Source organism: Curvibacter gracilis ATCC BAA-807, assembly GCF_000518645.1.
Lineage (GTDB): Bacteria > Pseudomonadota > Gammaproteobacteria > Burkholderiales > Burkholderiaceae_C > Curvibacter > Curvibacter gracilis.
Genome location: NZ_KI912467.1, coordinates 171,624 through 188,182, shown reverse-complemented (window position 1 = coordinate 188,182; position 16,559 = coordinate 171,624). Strand labels below are relative to the sequence as shown.

The 16,559-nt window shown below is 58.9% G+C and carries 11 protein-coding genes and 1 other RNA gene; 8 read left to right on the top strand and 4 right to left on the bottom strand.

Annotation, left to right across the window (positions count from 1 at the left end):
- The first annotated feature begins 16 nt into the window (after window positions 1–16).
- The 5 genes from L880_RS0129530 to L880_RS0129510 all read left to right on the top strand — a co-directional run bounded on the left by L880_RS0129530 (window position 17) and on the right by L880_RS0129510 (window position 7,455).
- A complete protein-coding gene (locus L880_RS0129530) occupies window positions 17–1,570 on the top strand; it encodes a class I SAM-dependent DNA methyltransferase (protein ID WP_027478663.1) in 1,554 nt (517 codons plus the stop codon).
- Entirely contained in the window at window positions 1,560–2,831 is a 1,272-nt protein-coding gene (locus L880_RS33940; RefSeq protein WP_084461745.1) for a restriction endonuclease subunit S, read from the top strand. The genes L880_RS0129530 and L880_RS33940 overlap by 11 nt, the downstream gene beginning before the upstream one ends.
- Window positions 2,821–3,897: a Fic family protein gene (locus tag L880_RS0129520; RefSeq protein WP_027478661.1), complete on the top strand. Its 1,077-nt coding sequence runs from the start codon at window positions 2,821–2,823 to the stop codon at window positions 3,895–3,897. Before L880_RS33940 ends, L880_RS0129520 begins: the two co-directional genes overlap by 11 nt.
- The gene (locus L880_RS35990; RefSeq protein ID WP_157463115.1) at window positions 3,894–4,067 is read left to right on the top strand and encodes a hypothetical protein; all 174 of its coding nucleotides are present in this window, start codon (window positions 3,894–3,896) and stop codon (window positions 4,065–4,067) included. Before L880_RS0129520 ends, L880_RS35990 begins: the two co-directional genes overlap by 4 nt.
- A 199-nt stretch (window positions 4,068–4,266) precedes the next feature.
- Window positions 4,267–7,455, top strand: a complete 3,189-nt coding sequence (locus L880_RS0129510; RefSeq protein ID WP_027478660.1) for a type I restriction endonuclease subunit R — start codon at window positions 4,267–4,269, stop codon at window positions 7,453–7,455.
- Between the two features lie 768 nt (window positions 7,456–8,223).
- Here the strand turns inward: L880_RS0129510 and L880_RS0129505 are convergent.
- Window positions 8,224–10,302 (bottom strand): DUF5906 domain-containing protein, encoded by a 2,079-nt coding sequence (locus L880_RS0129505; protein ID WP_027478659.1) that lies wholly within the window; start codon window positions 10,300–10,302, stop codon window positions 8,224–8,226.
- Between the two features lie 527 nt (window positions 10,303–10,829).
- Here L880_RS0129505 and L880_RS35330 point away from each other — a divergent pair.
- A complete protein-coding gene (locus L880_RS35330) occupies window positions 10,830–11,723 on the top strand; it encodes a GTPase family protein (protein WP_169737817.1) in 894 nt (297 codons plus the stop codon).
- Between the two features lie 68 nt (window positions 11,724–11,791).
- A complete protein-coding gene (locus tag L880_RS35985; protein ID WP_157463114.1) occupies window positions 11,792–12,130 on the top strand; it encodes a hypothetical protein in 339 nt (112 codons plus the stop codon).
- A gap of 11 nt (window positions 12,131–12,141) precedes the next feature.
- Here the strand turns inward: L880_RS35985 and L880_RS0129495 are convergent, their stop codons facing one another.
- From L880_RS0129495 to L880_RS0129490, 3 genes are all read right to left on the bottom strand, one after another.
- Window positions 12,142–13,398 carry a site-specific integrase gene (locus L880_RS0129495; protein ID WP_169737816.1) on the bottom strand — a complete coding sequence of 419 codons (1,257 nt, stop codon included), beginning with the start codon at window positions 13,396–13,398 and terminating at the stop codon, window positions 12,142–12,144.
- Window positions 13,399–13,508: 110 nt separating this feature from the next.
- Window positions 13,509–13,605: signal recognition particle sRNA small type (gene ffs, locus L880_RS35325), an RNA gene on the bottom strand.
- A 58-nt stretch (window positions 13,606–13,663) separates the two neighbouring features.
- Complete coding sequence (locus L880_RS0129490; protein ID WP_027478657.1) at window positions 13,664–14,227, bottom strand: cytochrome b; 564 nt, start codon at window positions 14,225–14,227, stop codon at window positions 13,664–13,666.
- Window positions 14,228–14,334: 107 nt separating this feature from the next.
- Here L880_RS0129490 and dnaX point away from each other — a divergent pair, with 107 nt between their 5' ends.
- Window positions 14,335–16,521, top strand: a complete 2,187-nt coding sequence (gene dnaX, locus L880_RS0129485; RefSeq protein ID WP_027478656.1) for a DNA polymerase III subunit gamma/tau — start codon at window positions 14,335–14,337, stop codon at window positions 16,519–16,521.
- Window positions 16,522–16,559 lie beyond the last annotated feature (38 nt).

The window sequence follows — 16,559 nt, the reverse complement described above, 5'->3', positions numbered from 1 at the left end:
CCCTGGTGACGACCTCATGCTGGAAGACATCAAGAAGACCCTCTGGGCCACCGCTGACAAGCTGCGGGCCAATATGGATGCGGCGGAATACAAGCACCTGGTGCTGGGCCTCATCTTCGTCAAATACATCTCGGACACCTTCTCAGCCCGCCGCGCCGAGCTGACCACCCGCCTGACCGACCCCGACGACGAATACTTCTACGGCGATGCCGACCCGGCTGACATCGAGGCCGAGTTGGAAGACCGTGACTACTACAAAGAGGTCAACGTCTTCTGGGTGCCTGCCGAGGCCCGTTGGGAGGCCCTGCGCAACACCGCCAAGCTGACCGACATTGGCAAGCGCATCGACGACGCCCTGACCCTGATCGAGGCCGAGAACCCCAAGCTCAAGGGCATTTTGGACAAGCGCTACGCCCGTGCCCAGTTGCCCGATGGCAAGTTGGGTGAGTTGGTCGATCTGGTGTCCACCATCGGCTTTGGCGAGAACGCCAGTACAGCCCGTGATGTGCTGGGCCAGGTGTACGAATACTTTCTGGGCATGTTTGCGAGCGCCGAGGGCAAGCGGGGCGGGCAGTTCTACACACCGGCCTCCATTGTCAAAACCTTGGTTGCCATCCTGGCCCCGCATGAAGGAAAGGTGTACGACCCCTGCTGCGGTTCAGGCGGCATGTTTGTACAGTCAGAAAAGTTCATTGAGGCGCATGGCGGCAAGTTGGGCGATGTGAGCATCTATGGCCAGGAGGCCAACCCCACCACCTGGCGCCTGGCCGCCATGAACCTGGCCATCCGCGGCATCGACTACAACCTGGGCCGCGAACCCGCCGACACCTTCACCCGCAACCAGCACCCCGATCTGCGGGCCGACTACATCCTGGCCAACCCGCCCTTCAACATCAGTGACTGGTGGCATGGCAGCCTGGCAGGCGACCCGCGCTGGGAGTTTGGTGACCCACCCCAAGGCAATGCCAACTACGCCTGGCTGCAGCACATGCTGCACCACCTCAAGCCCACGGGGCGCGCCGGCATCGTGCTGGCCAATGGCTCGATGAGTTCTAGCCAGAACAACGAGGGCGTGATTCGAGCTGCCATGGTCGATGCCGACGTGGTGGAGATCATGGTGGCCCTGCCAGGCCAGTTGTTCTTCAACACCCAGATCCCCGCCTGCCTGTGGTTTTTGACTAAGCAGAAGACCACCCGCAAGGGTGAGGTGCTGTTCATAGACGCCCGCAAGCAGGCCAGCATGATCAGCCGGGTGCAGGCCGAGCTGACCGATGAGGTCATTGCCCGCATTGAAGGCGTTGTCGCCGCCTGGCGTGGTGAGGCGGGTGCCGGCCCCTATGAAGACGTGAAGGGCTTCTGCCGCAGCGTGCCCCTGGCCGAGATTGCCCAGCATGGCCATGTGCTGACACCTGGGCGCTATGTGGGTGCTGAAGAGGTCGAGGACGACGACGAGGCCTTTGGCGAGAAAATGCGCAAACTGACCGAGAAGCTGGGCGAGCAGATGGCCAAAGGGGCGGAGTTGGATGCGCTGATTCGGGCGAAGTTGGGGGGGCTGGGGTATGAGTTCTGAGTCGTTGCCCGGCTGGAAAATTACTACGATTGGATCGGTTATTGATTGGTTTTCCAGCGGGGAACCATTTCTCAAGTTGGAGTACAGCACTGATGGTGTACCTGTGTTGTCGAAGGGCGATGTAAAGCCTTTTGGTCGACTAGAGTGCAGCGATACTCGATTCATTAGCCATGAATTGGCTCAAAAAAAGGGTTGTCGAGCCACGCAAGATGGCGACTATTTGCTAACCACAAGAGACCTTACGCAAGCCGCGAATTTCTTGGGTCTGCTTGCTCGAATCCCGTCTGACAGGCCATACCTTGTCAATCAAGGGGCGAATGTCGTCAGATTCAAGTCAGGCGTCAATGGGCGCTTTATGGTCTATTGGTGTAATGGACCGATCTACCGTATTTACATCAAGGGACACTGCGTTGGGTCAACTCAGATTCACATCAGAAAAGGCGATTTCCTAGAAGCTCCGCTTTGGCTGCCACCTCTTGACGAGCAGGACCGTATAGTTGGTGTCTTGGGGGCGCTTGATGATCAAATCGATCTACTGCGCGAAACCAACGCCACCCTCGAAGCCATCGCCCAGGCCCTGTTCAAGTCCTGGTTTGTCGATTTCGACCCCGTGCGCGCCAAGATGGAAGGCCGCATGCCCGAAGGCATGGATGAGGCCACGGCGGCCTTGTTTCCGGATGGGTTTGAAGAGACGGAGTTGGGGGAGGTGCCAAGGGGATGGCAGCCAGTGCGTCTGGACTCATTGATCGAGCTTGCTTATGGCAAGGCACTCAAAGCAGAACACCGTAAACCTGGGTCAGTTCCTGTATATGGGTCCGGTGGTATAACAGGGTGGCACGATGTCGCGCTCATTGACAGGCCTTCAATCATCGTCGGGCGCAAAGGCACTGTTGGAAGCCTTTATTGGGAAAGCCGACCGTTCTACCCGATTGATACGGTCTTTTACGTGAAATCTCATCACCCGCTGACCTACTGCCTCCAATTGTTGAAGACCCTTGGGCTGCATGACATGAATACCGATGCGGCTGTTCCTGGGCTTAATAGGGAGAATGCTTACCGGCTGCTGGTGCCGGGTGCCCCGGTGGGTGTGATAGCGGCGTTTGATGTATTTGGCAGCGCTTTGCGTAGGTGCATTGATCATAATGAGGCAGAAGCGCATACGCTCTCCACCCTCCGCGATACCTTGCTTCCCCGTCTCATCTCCGGCCAACTGCGCCTCCCCGATGCTCAATTGCCATTGGAGGCCGCTGATGCCCTTTGAACGATCAACGCCTTATAACGATTTACCCCTGCTTCCACCGGCGGTGGAGTTGGAAACCAAGGCGGTTCTCAAACAGGCCATTTCCACCAACCGGGTGTTGGCCAATCTGCGCGGCCTGGCGGCGCAGATTCCCAATCAAGGGGTGTTGATCAACAGCATCGTGCTGCAAGAAGCCCGGTTATCGTCAGAGATCGAGAACATCGTGACCACGAGTGACGAGCTGTATCGCGCCGATGCCGACGCCGATGGAAAAACCGATCCTCATACCAAAGAAGTGCTGCGCTATCGGGAGGCCTTGAATTTTGGCTTCAAGGAACTCAGCAAGCGGCCGTTGACCACCAATTTGTTCGTCGACATTGTTCGCATCATCAAAGAGGTGGAGTTTGGTATCCGCAGGATTCCGGGGACGGCGCTCCAGAACGATCACAAGGAGGTGGTTTACACCCCACCCGTGGGTGAGGACGTTATTCGAGCCAAGCTGGCTAACCTGGAGCAGTTCATCCACGAGGAGGATGGCCTCGACCCCTTGGTCAAGATGGCGGTCATGCACTACCAGTTCGAAGCCATCCATCCTTTTGAAGATGGCAATGGCCGCACCGGACGGATTCTTAACCTGCTTTATCTGGTGCAGTGCGACTTGTTGGACATTCCCGTGTTGTTTCTGTCTCGCTACATCATCGCCAACAAGGCGGGCTATTACGAGGGCTTGCGAGGCGTCACAGAACATCAGGATTGGGAGAACTGGATTCTGTACATGCTGCGCGCTGTCGAAAGTACAGCCCAGCAGACCTTTGACCAGGTGACCCGCATCCGTGCGCTGATGGAGCAGGTTCGTGAGCGGGTGCAGAAAGAAGCGTTCGGCATCTATAGCAAGGATCTGGTCGAGGTCATCTTCCGTCATCCATACACCAAGATTCAGTTCCTGGTGGACGCTGGCATTGCCAAGCGCCAGACCGCATCAACGTATCTGCAAACCTTGGCGGGCTTGGGCATCTTGCGTGCCGACAAGCACGGCCGTGAGATGTACTACATCAACGATGCCCTGTTTAACGAGCTGGTGACATGACGATGGAATCGACACGTCCTCAGAACGTGTCGATTTTTCTCGAAAAAATAAACATGTTCTCCCTAAGTGTCGATGCCGTCGACATGAGTGCGGAGGCTCAACGGAGCTGCGACGATGGCTTCGTGGTCAAGCAAGTGGCGCGAGGAAAGCCTTCCTGCACCTTGAAATGAGCGTTTAGCAAACTTCATGCTGGACCGGTGTTTGAGGAAAAACTCATTGAAATCAAGGGGTTGTTACGATTTCTGTTAAACACTTTGTTAAACGCTTTGGTGGCTCGACGGGCACGTAGCAAGAAAACGCCGAAATGTATGCGCGTCAACCATGACATGTCTAAAAAAGGCCGCATTTCTATACACATCAGGGAGAGGCATGACCGAAGACCAACTTGAACAAGAAACACTGGCCTGGCTGCAAGGCGTGGGCTACACCCACCGCTACGGCCCCGACATCGCATTTGACGGAGCCTCGCCCGAACGCTCCGACTACCGCCAGGTCTTGCTGCCTCTTCGCCTGCGCGAGGCCATAGCCCGCCTGAACCCCAACATCCCCGCTGCGGCCCGAGAGGACGCTTTGAAGCTGGTGCAAGACCTGGGCATCCCGGCCTTGCTGTCGGCCAACCGGGCCTTTCACAAGCTCTTGGTGGGCGGCGTGCCGGTGCAGTACCAGAAGGACGGCGAGACCCGCGGCGACTTTGTGCGCCTGGTTGATTGGGCGCAGCCTGAGAAGAACGAGTGGTGGGCGGTCAACCAGTTCACGATCAAGGGCGACAAGAGGCCGCGGCGCCCCGACATCATCCTGTTCGTCAATGGTCTGCCTCTGGTTTTGCTGGAGCTGAAGAACCCCGCCGACGAGAACGCCAACATCTGGAAGGCCTTTGACCAGATCCAGACCTACAAAGAGCAGATTCCGGACGTCTTTCAGTACAACGAGGTGCTGGTCATCTCCGACGGCACCGAGGCCTTGATGGGCTCGCTCTCGGCCGATGCCGAGCGCTTCATGGCTTGGCGCACCATCGACGGCGTGACGCTGGACCCGCTGGGCACCTTCCAGGAGTTGCAGACGCTGGTGCGCGGTGTGCTGGCCCCCCAGTACCTGCTGGACTACATCCGCTTCTTTGTGCTGTTTGAGGATGACGGCACCCTGGTCAAGAAGATCGCGGGCTACCACCAGTTCCATGCCGTGCGTGCGGCCATCCAGCAGGTGGTGACGGCATCGCGCCCCGGGGCCTCGCGCAAGGGTGGCGTGGTGTGGCACACCCAGGGCAGCGGCAAGAGCATCACCATGACCTGCTTTGCTGCGCGGGTGATGCAAGAGCCGGCCATGGAGAACCCGACCATCGTGGTGATCACCGACCGCAATGACCTGGACGGCCAGCTCTTCGGCGTGTTCAGCCTGGCGCAAGACCTGTTGCGTGAGCAACCGGTGCAAGTCCTCACGCGGCCCGACTTGCGTGCCAAGCTGGACAACCGCCCTTCGGGCGGCATCATCTTCGCCACCATCCAGAAGTTCATGCCGGGGGAGGATGAAGACACCTTCCCGGTGCTGTCGGAGCGCAGCAACATCGTGGTGATTGCCGATGAGGCCCACCGCACCCAATACGGCTTTGAAGCCAAGCTCAAGACCATCAAAAAGCGCTCGGCAGGCCTGACAGGCCTGGCCACGGGCGACGGCGTTCCGGCCGCTTTGCAGGCTGAATTGGACCCCGGCAAGTACGAGGTGACGCGCTACCAGGCGGGCTACGCCCAGCACCTGCGGGATGCCCTGCCCAACGCCACCTTTGTGGGCTTTACCGGCACGCCCGTCAGCAGCGCCGACCACGATACCCGGGCGGTGTTCGGCGACTACATCCACGTCTACGACATGCAGCAGGCCAAGGAAGATGGCGCCACCGTGGCCATCTACTACGAGTCGCGCCTGGCCAAGCTGCGCCTCAAAGAAGACGAGCTGCCCGCCATCGACGACGAGGTGGACGAGCTGGCCGAGGACGAAGAAGAAAGCACCCAGGCCAAGCTCAAAAGCCGCTGGGCCGCCCTGGAGAAGATTGTGGGCGCCGAACCCCGTGTGGCCCGCGTGGCGGCCGATCTGGTGCAGCACTTCGAGGAGCGCAACCAGGCCCAGACCGGCAAGGCCATGGTCGTGGCCATGAGCCGCGAGATCTGCGTCCACCTCTACAACGAGATCATCAAGCTGCGGCCCGACTGGCACGATGACGACCCGGAGAAGGGCGCCATCAAGATCGTGATGACCGGCTCGGCCAGCGACAAGGCCTTGCTGCGCCCGCACATCTACGATGGCCGGGTCAAGAAACGGCTGGAGAAGCGCTTCAAAGACCCGCAAGACCCGCTGCGCTTGGTGATCGTGCGCGACATGTGGCTGACCGGCTTTGACGCCCCCTGCGTTCACACGCTGTACGTGGACAAGCCCATGCGCGGCCACAACCTGATGCAGGCCATTGCCCGGGTCAACCGGGTGTTCAAGGGCAAGCAAGGCGGCCTGGTGGTGGACTACATCGGCATCGGCAACGAGCTGAAAGCCGCCATGAAGGAATACACCGCCAGCAAGGGCCGGGGCAGCCCCACGGTGGACGCCCATGAGGCCTACAGCGTGCTGATGGAGAAGCTCGACGTGCTGCGGGCCATGCTGCATGGCTGCGACTACAGCGATTTCTTGACCGGGGGCCACCAGACCCTGGCCTGGGCCGCCAACCACGTTCTGGGGCTCAAAGAGGAGGCCGGCAAGGACGGCAAGCGCCGCTTTGCCGATGTCACCCTGGCACTGAGCCAGGCCTTCTCGCTGTGTTGCACCCTGGACGAGGCCAAGCTGGTTCGCGAGGAGGTCGCCTTCATGCAGGCCGTGAAGGTGATCCTGACCAAGCGCGATATCACGGCCCAGAAGCGTACCGACGAGCAGCGAGACGCCGCCATCCGCCAGATCATCAGCAACGCCGTGGTGTCAGACCAGGTGGTGGACATCTTCGACGCCGTGGGTCTGGACAAGCCCAACATCGGCTTGTTGGACGACGAGTTCCTGGTCCAGGTGAAGAACCTGCCCGAGAAGAACCTGGCGGTGGAACTGCTGGAGCGCTTGCTCGAAGGCGAGATCAAGAGCCGGTTCGGCAGCAACGTGGTGCAGGAGAAGAAGTTCTCTGAAATGCTGGGCAACGTCATCAAGCGCTACCAAAACCGCTCCATCGAAACCGCCCAGGTCATGGAAGAGCTGGTCGAGATGGCCAAGAAGTTCCGCGAGCAGGCAAGCCGGGGTGAGCTGCTGGGGCTGTCAGACGACGAAGTGAAGTTCTACGACGCCCTGGTCAACAACGAATCCGCCGTCAAAGAACTGACCGACGAAACCCTCAAGAAGATCGCCCATGAGCTGACCGAGAACCTGCGTCAGAACCTGACTGTGGACTGGTCACAGCGTGAAAGCGTGCGGGCCAAGCTGCGTTTGATGGTCAAGCGCATTCTGCGCAAGTACAAATACCCGCCGGATCAGCAAGAGGCCGCTGTCGAGCTGGTGCTGGAACAGGCGCAGGCATTTGGGGAGGCTTGGGGGGAGTGAGCGGGGTTGAACTCGGGAATGAGGCTTGGTTGAGCTGGTCTTATGACCTGGATCTCCGGCTCACTATAGTTTCGTTTTCTATAGCCTGAGCATAGGTAAATCCGGCCTTTTGTTTCGTGGGCGTCGAAACTATCGAAGTCCTAGAAGGATCCGTGGACGTTGGGGGTGGTCGAGTCCTCAATCCGAGAAATTTCCCGAGGATCCTTATATTTCGGTCAACGTGGCCCGGATGACTCTGCTTCTTCGTGGGGAAGCAGTGGCATCGGAGCCCAGCGAACTGCGTAGACTAGATTCCACCTGCCTTCCGCATCAGGTCTCCTCCAAGATGCCGTTTTCATTTGTGACAAACGAAACAGGGCCTCTTCAAAGTTGGAGTAGTACTCGGGCGATTCCTTGCTGCCTAGCCAATAGTTCTGCGCTATCGGCCTAAGATCCTTCAGGTCGGGGTGGAAGTACGAGCCATCCTTGGCAAAGGGGACGAGAGGGCGGTTGCTTTGATTTGTCTTTCCAGTCATCGGTATGCAGGACTCTTGCCCCCACCAAGGGTGTGGTGGGGTGGCATGGTGCCATAGTTGTTTTGAAAAGTTCAGAGAAGTTAAGACTGTATTGTTGGTCGAAATTGATACAGATAACTTCGGAAAAACAACCATGTCACCCCACCACCCCGCCAACTCCTGGTGTGAGGCCTCAACATTCATCAGGTTGGTTGGGCGCTTCTGAATCTCTTCTCCCAACCCTATGCGTCAGGCCTGTCGAAGGCAAAGACCGTCAGCGCAGCATGCCACTCGCAATTGCATGCCGTTTGACAACTCGGTACTCCTCTGCCCAAGCCTTGCTGTCTTTGGCGTGCCAGGCATCAAGGTTGCGGACGGCGAGCAGGTTGGGGCGGTCGTGACCAATGGAAATGCGGCGCATCTGGTAGGGGATAAGTCGGCGAAGTGCCCTGCCGAGAGCAGTTTCGCTCGTCCTGGTCGAGCCCTCATGCTTATGGAAATGAATCAGGAGGTCTTTCAGGGACACGATCTCCCCGCCAAGTTGGCTGTCGATGAAGTCGTCTGTGATGACGTCAGCAACCCAACGCTCCAACTCTGTCTTGCTCTGGTCAATCATCTCGACCTTTGCCTTTGTCTGCGGAGCGTGCCCATGTGGGTCAAAGCCCGACAGGTCCAAGCTCAACAGGTGGTCCATCAAAGCACTTTGGCCTGCACGCGAGTCCTTCCATTGTGCATAGGCTTCGTAGAAGGCCGGATCCCTGGGTTGAGCGTCAATGGACCAGACGAAAAAGCGCCGGTCATGAACCTCCAGATAGAAAGCGTTGGGGTGGTTCGAAGTGAACATGAAGTTCAGCATGTTCGGCCGCTCTGTCCGGTCAAAGTACTTTCTCTCGACGAACATCGTGTCGCCGGTAATGAGATGTTTCAAACGATTGGAGTCTGCACGTCGATCGGCGCTTGAGTTCTCTTCCCCCAGGACAAACAACGCGTCCTCGGCCCAATTGTTGAACTTGTCGTGAAGCTCTGTAGCCGTGATGGTTTTGCCGTGTGCGCCATACAAGGCACTGACAGTTTCTCCGAGCAGCGACTTGCCCACGCCTTGGCGAGAACTCCAAAGGACGACTGCTGAAGTCAGCTTGGTGCCTGGATGTTGCAGTGGATAGGCGAGCCATTGCTCCATCCACTTCCGTTCGGCTGTGCCGGCCCCGAACATGTAGTCAAGCAGGTCAATCCAAGGCTGGATGTTGCCGGCTCGCGGCTCTGCTCCCCAGCCAGTCCACAGATTGACCTGGTTGTCGACGATCTCAGGTTGACCAGGGCGGAAGGTGAGGTCGATGTGTTCGCGCCGGTCATGTGACTCACTCCAAATCTGGAAGTGGCTCACCTTCTTGGTTTTGAGGCCGTCGCCAACGACGGCCATGGCATTGGCATACCTGTCCCGCATCATCTCCTTGGATTGGCGCTTCTTGTCTTGGATGCTGATGATGACGGAGGGTTTGGTCAGGAACGCGTACTTGCGATTCATCTGCTCGACGATCTTGCTGATCTCGGTTTCGCTGATGTGCGCCTTGCGCTCTGCAGTTTTGAAGATGCTCTTGACGGTGGTTTCGACCTCTCTCTCTGGCAGGGGACTCGGTTGCTTGCTATTCCAGAGGTGGGCGAGTCGCAGCACGAGATCGAGGTCTTTGTTGCGAGCAATAGCTTGGCCAACCAATTGGGTGAGACGAGTGTTGCGAGACCCCACACTGGCGGTTGGAGCCACAAGAGTCAGGGCGCCCGTTGCCGCGCCCGATGTGGCCGCGGTGGCTGCAGGAGCGCTGGGGATGGATGCCAGCGACGTCGTAGCCAATTTTCGATCTACGTACTCACCGTGGAGGCGCGCGGACCTGAACAAGTGCTTGGCGTCAGGCGGGCAGGCTGGCAGGTAAAAGAAGCGCGCAGGTTCCATGCAGGCCTTGTCCAGGTGGCCACCGAGGAGTGCGTCCATCTGTTGGCACATCGACCTGAGCTTGTTGGACGGGATGGGGGCGCTCAAGGGCAGCACAACACGAAACTTGTGCTGGTCAGGGGTGTGGGAGTACGACGTGTGCATCACGGCCTCGAAGCCCGCCAGGAGGTCTTGGGCGTGGTCAAAGGTGATGCCACCGTCGCAGTCCAAGACCACGTAGTGGACGGCTTTGATGTTGTCAGCGTTCCTGCCAGCGGCTTGATTCTTCAGGGAGACCGGCATCCACCCCATGTGGTCCTTCTCCACCTTCTTGGTATCTGCATCAGCGGCCAGGTACTCAGTCAGAGGCAGGCTGCCATGGTGGCAGGGCGCCAGGAGCATGGTGGTCAGTTCGTTCCACGTCATGCTCTGGCTCTGTGGAGCTTTGTCAGTCCTGCATGCCAGGAAGTTGACCTCAGTGGTCTTTGTGCCCGCGTCGTTTGCAGCGTCTTTGTGTTGTGTCGGGGTCTTAGGTTGGGGTACTGCCATGCGTGATTCCTTTCGGGTTGGTGAAGAAGGCCGAAAGGTATCAAGAGAAGGTTGGCACTCAAGACCATATTTTTTAGTTGAGTTTGGCGCGCCACAGAACCTGAGTTCGCCAAGAGCGGGCCTTGTTGCGCCAACCTTCGTGTGGTTGGAAATTCCTCGCTTACCTGGCTTGGCAAAGACAATGCCTCCGTGCATTTGGGCGGAGATAGGTTCGTTCTGCAAGCAAGTCATACACCGCACCGGAGGCTTGGCGAACCTATGCATTCACCAGTGCAGGCATGGGTTTGCCCGACGTCAAACAATGTTAGAGGCTCGTAATGAAATTTTATTCGGTTGGCCGACCCCGTGTTTGGAAGGTGTTAGCATTTGATGCTGGATTAAATTATTAATTTTCAGGGGGTATCTTGGCTTCTTTAAAAAATCGTTCGCAACAGAAATTGCTTGATGCTATTAATGAGCGCGTTCAAGAGTTTCGAGACTATGTGCCGACTGTTGCCATATTTGGGGATTCCGGGGCTGGCAAGTCTAGTCTTTGTAATGCAATCTTTGGAAAAGATGTTGCTGAAATAAGCGATGTGGAGGCTTGTACTCGCGAGCCACAAGATTTTTTATTGAATAATGCTGATTATGGCGGAATTCGACTTTTGGATGTCCCGGGTGTAGGGGAGGATCCTGGTAGGCAGGTTGAGTATATAAAGCTTTATAAAAAACTATTGCCCAAAATTGACTTGGTGTTGTGGGTTCTTAAATCTGATAGTAGAAACTATCACTCCGCAATAGAGGCCTATTCTGCTGTGTTTGGGGGGCGAAAAAATGCACCTCCAGTGATATTTGTCCTGACGCAGGTGGATAAGATTTCTCCCGCTGCTGAGTTTGATTATAAGAAATTCGAGCCTAGTGGATCTCAGTATGAAAATATTTTGAAAAAGCAAGATGATGTATGGCGGCTTTTTAAAGGGGTGGGTTCGGTAATTTCGGTCGCAATCGAGGAGAGGAAATATCGTAAAAACTACAATCTCATTGGTCTTGTTGATTTGATTGTGGAGGTATTGCCTAATGAAAAAAAGTATTCAATTACACGGGAGGCTAATGATGTGGTGGTGAGTTCGGAGGCTAGATTTGGTGCGGAAAAAGGAATTTGGGATGCCGTGAAAGAAATGGCTGGCGATGCTTGGGATGTAGTTAAAGAACGTGCTTCTGAAATAATTATTGGCACGATCGCTGCAAAGGTTCAAAAAATCGTCGCACCTTTTGTAGTTGCGGCTGCAAAGTCAGTCTTTAAGATTTTCGGGCTTTGATGGTTGGCTGAGTCCTATGGTGGATTGATTTGGCTTAAATCTTGTTTTTCTGTTTGTTTGAGGTGGGTATGTATTTTCAATTCAGTTTTCCCGCATGGCGGTTAGTAAGGGTGGCAATTCTTCTGATTTTGTCTGCTGGTTGTGGGGTCTCTTTTGCTGCCAAGGATCCGGCCTATTGCAAGATGATCGCTGATTTGGGGCGCGGAGTCGCGACTTGGCGGGATGCGGGGGTTCCGTATGATGCTGCTTTGAAGAGAATTTCGAGTGCTGCTCGCGATACTCCGAGCTTTGCTGGGATTATGCAGATTGGACAGTCTGCAGTGCAGACTGCATACTTGGATATGCCAAAGATAACACCTGACGGTGCATATAAACTTTATTATGTGGCCTGCATGTCGGGTGGTTAATGTGGTATTGATTATTTGGGGTTGTCATTTTTTTGTCGTGTGATGTTGAGTCCAGCGTATACGATTGCCTCCACGGCTGCTTGTATCTCCTGAAGCGTCCAATGGCCATAGACGATGGTGCCCACTGATCCATGTGCCTTGTGTCCTGTCACCTTGTCCTGGGTCTCCTCCGAGAACCCCGCCTGGCGCATCAAGGGCCTCACGGTGTGCCTGAAGCAATGGAAATCAGGTCGTGCTTCCACCAAGCCAAGAGAATGCCGCTGGTCTTTGAACCAGCGACCGAAGTAGTCGCTCGGTTTGCCATCGCGTAGTTTCAATGATGGCCAAAGCGATCCCTTGCCTGAACTTCTGATTGAGTCCACGTAGTCCAGGAACCCAAGGCGGATGAGTTCGCTGTGAATCGGGACGCTGCGATGGCCTGCCTCGCTCTTGATGCTCTGGCCTTCGCCCTCGTCGGTCAGGACCAGCACAGGGATGCCTTCAAGTGTCTGAACGTCCTGGGTCTGCAGCTGGCATAGCTCACCCAGGCGGGCGCCCGAGTACAGGCCCAGGAGAGGGATCCAGTACGCAGCATGCTGACCGGCATAGGGGTGATTGGGAAGAACGCCTTGTTGGTACAGGGGGGAGCCGAAGAACAGTTGCAGTTCCGCTATAGACCACGGGCGGCGCTTGTTCGTGGTGGTCGCCTTGATGTCCAGCCCCCGCCACGGTTGCTTGGGCAGCCACTCAAGGGTCTCGGTGGCGTACTTCAGCAGGGACTTGATGGCCGTGAGGCGGTCGCGGGCTGTCTTCGGGGTGTTGCAGTTTTCCAGGAGCCATGCCCGGTATTGGTCCCCCAGGTCGCCATTGAAGTCGCTGAGTTCCTTGCCTGGATGTTGCCCCTCGAACTGGTCAACGGCGCGTCTGTAGGCCGCTATGGAGTCCTCGGAGCGGGGCGTAGCGCCGGAGGTCTTCCAGCGTCCAAAAACGGCTCTGAGGGTCCTTCTGTCGCTTTGGGCCTGGGCTTGGGCTGGCGGCGTATTGGATGGGTCTGGTGAGACGGGGGCATTGGCTCGGTTCTGGGGCTGTTCCTGTGACAGAACCAGGCCTCCCAAGACCTCGGCACGCTTGATGGTGCCAACCCGCACGGCTTCACGATGGGTTCGGCAGCCCAAAGACTTGACCCAGCACCCATTGCGGTACTGGCCCCGCAAGGGGTGCCCATCGGGCAGAACGACACGCAGATAGAAGGACGCACCCCGTTTGAAAAGTCCGGTCAGATGAGCCACGCACAACCCCCGAAGGTTTGGGTTAGGTGCTACATCCAGGTGCTACAAATCGCCCACTTTGAGGATCAACATGCTGCAAGCTGTTGATTGCAAACGATTTGAAAGAAGAAGTTGACGAGCCTTACCCCCGGCACTGGCTCCACAGTTAGGGCTGCTTGGTTCCCCACCTGACCCGGTTGGCCGCTTCACCATGCGGGGAGGCCCGTCAGCGAGAAGTATATGCGATGGCGAGGGGCGTTCCGGGCTGCTGCGGCTCAAAGCTGCGTCAATGTCGGGCTGTGCGTTGCCAGGGCAGCATGCGCATCAAGGTGTTGTCGCGCACCAGGTAGTGGTGCACCAGCGCAGCGGCGGTGTGCAGGCCGACGAGCACGTAGCCGAGGGTGGCGCCGGTTTCGTGCAGCTCCATCAGCTGGTGGGCCAGGGCTTTGTCGGGGCCCACCAGGGGGGGCAGTTCAATGCCCCAGAAGAAGGGGATGGTGCGGCCTTTGGCACTGAGCACGGCCCAGCCCAGCAGGGGCATGGCGATCATCAGCAGGTAGAGCAGGCCTTGCACGGCGTGGCTCAGGCCGGTCTGCCAGCGCGGCGGGGGCGGGGTGATGGCCGGTGTGCGGTCGACCCAGCGCAGCACCAGGCGCAGCCACACCAGCACGAACACGGCCAGACCGAGGCGGAAATGCCAGGCCACCAGCCCGGCGCGTATCGGGTCGCCCTTGGGGAACAGTTCGTGCAATTCGACGCAGATCACCAAGGCGACCAGCAGCAAAGCCATGAACCAGTGCAAGGCCATGCTGGGCAGGCCGTACCGGTTTCGGGGTGTCAAGGAACGCATGGAGGAACTCCCTCGCTTCAAAAAGGGTTATTTTGAGACCGGGGCCTGAAGCCAATGTGAAGAGGCTGGTGCCGAGCGGCTGGCCGGGGCACATAGAATCACCCCCCATGTCCTATCTTGTGCTCGCCCGAAAGTACCGCCCCCGCAATTTCACGGAAATGGTGGGGCAAGAGCACGTGGTGCAAGCCCTGGGCAATGCCTTGCAGACCCAGCGCCTGCACCACGCCTACCTGTTCACAGGCACCCGCGGCGTCGGCAAGACCACGGTGTCGCGCATTTTGGCCAAGTCGCTCAATTGCGTGGGCCCCGATGGGCAGGGTGGCATCACCAACACGCCTTGCGGGGTGTGCCAGGCCTGTACCGACATCGACAGCGGTCGTTTTGTCGATTACACCGAGCTGGATGCCGCCTCCAACCGGGGCGTGGACGAGGTCCAGTCGCTGTTGGAGCAGGCGGTCTACAAGCCGGTGCAGGGGCGCTTCAAGGTCTTCATGATCGACGAGGTGCACATGCTGACCAACACCGCGTTCAACGCGATGTTGAAGACCCTCGAGGAGCCGCCCGAGTACCTGAAGTTCGTGCTGGCCACCACCGATCCGCAGAAGGTGCCCGTCACCGTGCTGTCGCGTTGCCTGCAGTTCAACCTGCGGCCGATGGCGCCCGAGACGGTGCTGGAGCACCTGACCCGGGTGCTGGCCCTGGAGTCGGTGCCCGCTGAAGAAGGGGCCTTGCGCCTGCTGGCCCGTGCCGCCCGGGGGTCGATGCGCGACGCGCTGTCCTTGACGGACCAGGCCATCGCCTTCGGCAGTGGTGAATTGCTCGAAGCCGGCGTGCGCCAGATGCTGGGCAGTGTGGACCGCAGCCATGTGTTCCGCGTGATTGCGGCCCTGGCGGCGGGTGATGGGCGCAGCGTGGTCGAGACCACCGACGCCCTGCGCCTCAATGGCCTGTCGGCGGCTTCCACGCTCGAAGAGATGAGTGCTGTGCTGCAACGCATGGCCGTGTTCCAGGCTGTGCCGCAGATGGCCGCCGCCCTGGACCCGACCGACCCCGAGGCGGGTGAGATCGCGCGCCTGGCCGAGCTGCTGCCGGCCGATGAAACCCAGTTGCTCTACAGCATGTGCCTGCACGGCCGCGCCGAGCTGGGCCTGGCCCCGGATGAATACGCGGCCCTGACCATGGTGCTGCTGCGTTTGTTGGCCTTCAAATCGGGCCACCCGCGCAGCGAAACCGGATCGGCTGAAAAAAAAACTCTGAAACCGGCATCGGCCGCCCCTGAACCCGCCGCGGCAGTGGCTCAGGCGCCCGCCGCGGCGGCTTCCAAGCCTGCTTCGTCACCGGTTTCCGCCCCTGTTTCTGCCCCCGTTTCCGCCCCCGTTTCCGCACCCTTCACGGCGACTGTTTCGGCACCACCGCCCGCCCCGGTGCGCGCCAGTCCCCCGGCTTCATCGTCCGAGCCCGTGGTTCGCACGGCCGTGCCTGAGGCCCCGTCCTTGCCCAACCCGGCCCCGGCGAGCGTGACGCCGGTTGCTGCCGCGCCTTCCGCCCAGGTCACCCCTATTGAAGCGGTGGCGCCACCCGTTCAGGTCGCCGCACCGGTGTCGAACCCTGAGCCCCCGGCCCAGGAGGGCCGTTGGAGCGAATCAGCCGACGACGGCGATGCCGGCGGGCCGCCACCCTGGGCCGACGAGTGGCCCGACGATGGCTCGGTGGCCGTCACCCCGTCCCCGACCCGCGGCGCTTCGCTGCCGGTGCGCGAGCCCGGCGACACCCCCTCCGGTGGCGTGGCGGGTGGGCCGGCACCCGATCTGGTGGCCGTGCCGGTGCGCGTGCAGCCTGAGCCTGGCGAGCGCACGCAGCCGCGTTACGACGTGCATGCGGCCTCTCGCGTGGCCCCCACCTTCACCCCCACCGAAGACGGTGAGTTCTGGCACGCCACGGTGCAGCAGTTGGCGGCGGCCGAGGCCATCACCGCCCTGGTGCGCGAGCTGGCGCTGCAGTCCCAGTTGGTGGCGCGCGATGGTCAACACTGGATGCTGCGCGTCGAGCGCGAGTCGCTCAACCAGCCCAACAGCCGCGAGCGGCTGCGTCAGGCCCTGCAGCAGGCCGGTCTGGCCAGCCAGATCACGGTCGAGCTGGGGGTGGTGATCGACAGCCCGGCGCGGCGCAATGCGGCGGCCGCGGCGGCGCGGCAGAAGCTGGCCGAGGAGATCATCCTGGGTGATCCTTTTGTGCAGTCGGTCATGCGCGACTTTGGCGCGAAAATCGTGCCCGGCAGCATCAAGTCGGCCTGACTGGGCCGACGGGTGCTGATGCCTTGAATTTTTCTGTT

Bases quoted from the DNA above. Each gene is read 5' to 3' on its own strand.
- L880_RS0129530 (WP_027478663.1), top strand. From the start codon at position 17: ATGCTGGAAGACATCAAGAAGACCCTCTGGGCCACCGCTGACAAGCTG.
- L880_RS33940 (WP_084461745.1), top strand. From the start codon at position 1,560: ATGAGTTCTGAGTCGTTGCCCGGCTGGAAAATTACTACGATTGGATCG.
- L880_RS0129520 (WP_027478661.1), top strand. From the start codon at position 2,821: ATGCCCTTTGAACGATCAACGCCTTATAACGATTTACCCCTGCTTCCA.
- L880_RS35990 (WP_157463115.1), top strand. From the start codon at position 3,894: ATGACGATGGAATCGACACGTCCTCAGAACGTGTCGATTTTTCTCGAA.
- L880_RS0129510 (WP_027478660.1), top strand. From the start codon at position 4,267: ATGACCGAAGACCAACTTGAACAAGAAACACTGGCCTGGCTGCAAGGC.
- L880_RS0129505 (WP_027478659.1), bottom strand. From the start codon at position 10,302: ATGACGTGGAACGAACTGACCACCATGCTCCTGGCGCCCTGCCACCAT.
- L880_RS35985 (WP_157463114.1), top strand. From the start codon at position 11,792: ATGTATTTTCAATTCAGTTTTCCCGCATGGCGGTTAGTAAGGGTGGCA.
- L880_RS0129490 (WP_027478657.1), bottom strand. From the start codon at position 14,227: ATGCGTTCCTTGACACCCCGAAACCGGTACGGCCTGCCCAGCATGGCC.
- dnaX (WP_027478656.1), top strand. From the start codon at position 14,335: ATGTCCTATCTTGTGCTCGCCCGAAAGTACCGCCCCCGCAATTTCACG.